This window comes from Thioclava sp. F36-6 (assembly GCF_002020305.1).
Lineage (GTDB): Bacteria > Pseudomonadota > Alphaproteobacteria > Rhodobacterales > Rhodobacteraceae > Thioclava > Thioclava sediminum.
Genome location: NZ_MPZX01000005.1, coordinates 1 through 2,500 on the forward strand (window position 1 = coordinate 1; position 2,500 = coordinate 2,500).

The window sequence follows — 2,500 nt, forward strand, 5'->3', positions numbered from 1 at the left end:
TTTGGTTGCGGGAGTAGGATTTGAACCTACGACCTTCAGGTTATGAGCCTGACGAGCTACCGGGCTGCTCCATCCCGCGTCCGTTGAGCGTTTGCCCTTTTTTGTCAGGTTATGAGCCTGACGAGGCGATCGCGTTAGACAAACTCTCGAGGAGAGTTTGTAGCGATTGCGGGGTGCTCGATCCCGCGTTTGTTTCCCGAGGGCTTTATGTTTTTGCGATCGGGATTTTGTTTGTCATCGTTGTTTGAGAGATGAAGTTTTATCGCTTCTTTCTAGGTTTGGCGGTGACCTACTCTCCCACGTCTTAAGACGCAGTACCATTGGCGCGACGGCACTTAACGGCCGGGTTCGGAATGGAGCCGGGTGTTTTGCTCGTGCTATGACCACCAAACCGAGGAAGAAGCGATGAAGTTCAAGTCGTACACTTTGTATTGTGCATGCTGTTTGATCGGATGCCAGAGGTCTGGCTTCTACCGGATCAAATCAAGCCAATCGGGCAATTAGTACTGGTCAACTGAACGCGTTGCCGCGCTTACATCTCCAGCCTATCGACGTGGTGGTCTTCCACGGCCCTCAAGGGATACCTAGTTTTGAAGGGGGCTTCCCGCTTAGATGCTTTCAGCGGTTATCCTGTCCGGACATAGCTACCCAGCACTACCGTTGGCACGATAACTGGTCCACCAGTGGTCCGTTCACCCCGGTCCTCTCGTACTAGGGGCAACTCTTCTCAAGTATCCTACACCCACGGCAGATAGGGACCGAACTGTCTCACGACGTTCTAAACCCAGCTCACGTACCTCTTTAAACGGCGAACAGCCGTACCCTTGGGACCTGCTCCAGCCCCAGGATGAGATGAGCCGACATCGAGGTGCCAAACGGTGCCGTCGATATGGACTCTTGGGCACCATCAGCCTGTTATCCCCAGAGTACCTTTTATCCGTTGAGCGATGGCCCTTCCACTCGGGACCACCGGATCACTATGGCCGACTTTCGTCTCTGCTCGACTTGTCAGTCTTGCAGTCAGGCTGGCTTCTGCCATTGCACTCAACGACCGATTTCCGACCGGTCTGAGCCAACCTTCGCGCGCCTCCGTTACACTTTGGGAGGCGACCGCCCCAGTCAAACTACCCACCACGCAGGGTCCCGGATCCCGATAAGGGACCGCGGTTAGACATCAAGCAGGCGAAGGGTGGTATCTCAAGGATGGCTCCACGAAGACTGGCGTCCCCGTTTCAAAGCCTACCACCTATCCTGCACATCACATGCCTGATGCCAGTGCGAAGCTATAGTAAAGGTTCATGGGGTCTTTCCGTCTAACCGCGGGTAGTGTGCATCTTGACACACAGTTCAATTTCGCTGAGTCCACGTTTGAGACAGCGGGGAGATCGTTACGCCATTCGTGCAGGTCGGAACTTACCCGACAAGGAATTTCGCTACCTTAGGACCGTTATAGTTACGGCCGCCGTTTACCGGGGCTTCAATTCGGAGCTTGCACTCCTCCTTTTAACCTTCCGGCACCGGGCAGGCGTCAGACTGTATACGTCGCCTTACGGCTTCGCACAGCCCTGTGTTTTAAGTAAACAGTCGCCACCCCCTAGTTTGTGCCCCCCACCCTCACTTGCGTGAGAATGGGGCCTCCTTCTCGCGAACTTACGGAGGCATTTTGCCGAGTTCCTTAAACGTGGTTCTCTCAAGCGCCTTGGTATTCTCTACCAGTCCACCTGTGTCGGTTTCGGGTACGGTCCGATAGTGGGGCTATTTCCAGGAACTGCTAAGCGGCCCACACAATCCGATAAGTGTGAACAACCCTCGCAATCCGTCACCACCACATGGCCCAGGAATATTAACCTGGTTCCCATCGACTACGCCTTTCGGCCTCGCCTTAGGGGCCGGCTTACCCTGCTCAGATTAGCTTTAAGCAGGAACCCTTGGACTTTCGGCGACAGGGTCTCTCACCCTGTTTGTCGCTACTCATGTCAACATTCTCACTTCTGATCACTCCACCGGATGCCTTACAGCCCGGCTTCACAGTCAGAACATTGCCTCCAATACTCCCGAAGGAGATAAGGAGGCAGCGTTCTATATCACAGAACGCTCCGCTACCACGCACATCACTGTGCATCCAAAGCTTCGGCTCATGGCTTGAGCCCCGTTACATCTTCGCCGCAAGACCTCTTAACTAGACCAGTGAGCTGTTACGCTATCTTTAAAGGATGGCTGCTTCTAAGCCAACCTCCTGGTTGTTTTGGAAGTCTCACATGCTTTCCCACTTAGCCATGAATTGGGGGCCTTAGCTGTTGGTCAGGGTTGTTTCCCTCTCCACGACGGACGTTAGCACCCGCCGTGTGTCTGCCGATCAGTTCTTCCCGGTATTCGGAGTTTGCTTAGACTCAGTAAGGCTGTGGGCCCCCATCATCCATGCAGTGCTCTACCCCCGGGAGAATACAATCGACGCGCTACCTAAATAGCTTTCGCGGAGAACCAGCTATCTCCAGATTTG

At 54.2% G+C, this 2,500-nt stretch carries 1 tRNA gene and 2 rRNA genes (1 of these 3 cut by a window edge); all 3 read right to left on the reverse strand.

Annotated elements, in window-relative coordinates:
* Positions 1-2 precede the first annotated feature (2 nt).
* A tRNA-Met gene (locus BMI88_RS19370) sits at positions 3-79 on the reverse strand.
* Between the two features lie 197 nt (positions 80-276).
* A 5S ribosomal RNA gene (gene rrf, locus BMI88_RS19375) occupies positions 277-391 on the reverse strand.
* Between the two features lie 88 nt (positions 392-479).
* Positions 480-2,500 (reverse strand): 23S ribosomal RNA (locus BMI88_RS19380) (it continues 811 nt past the right edge of the window).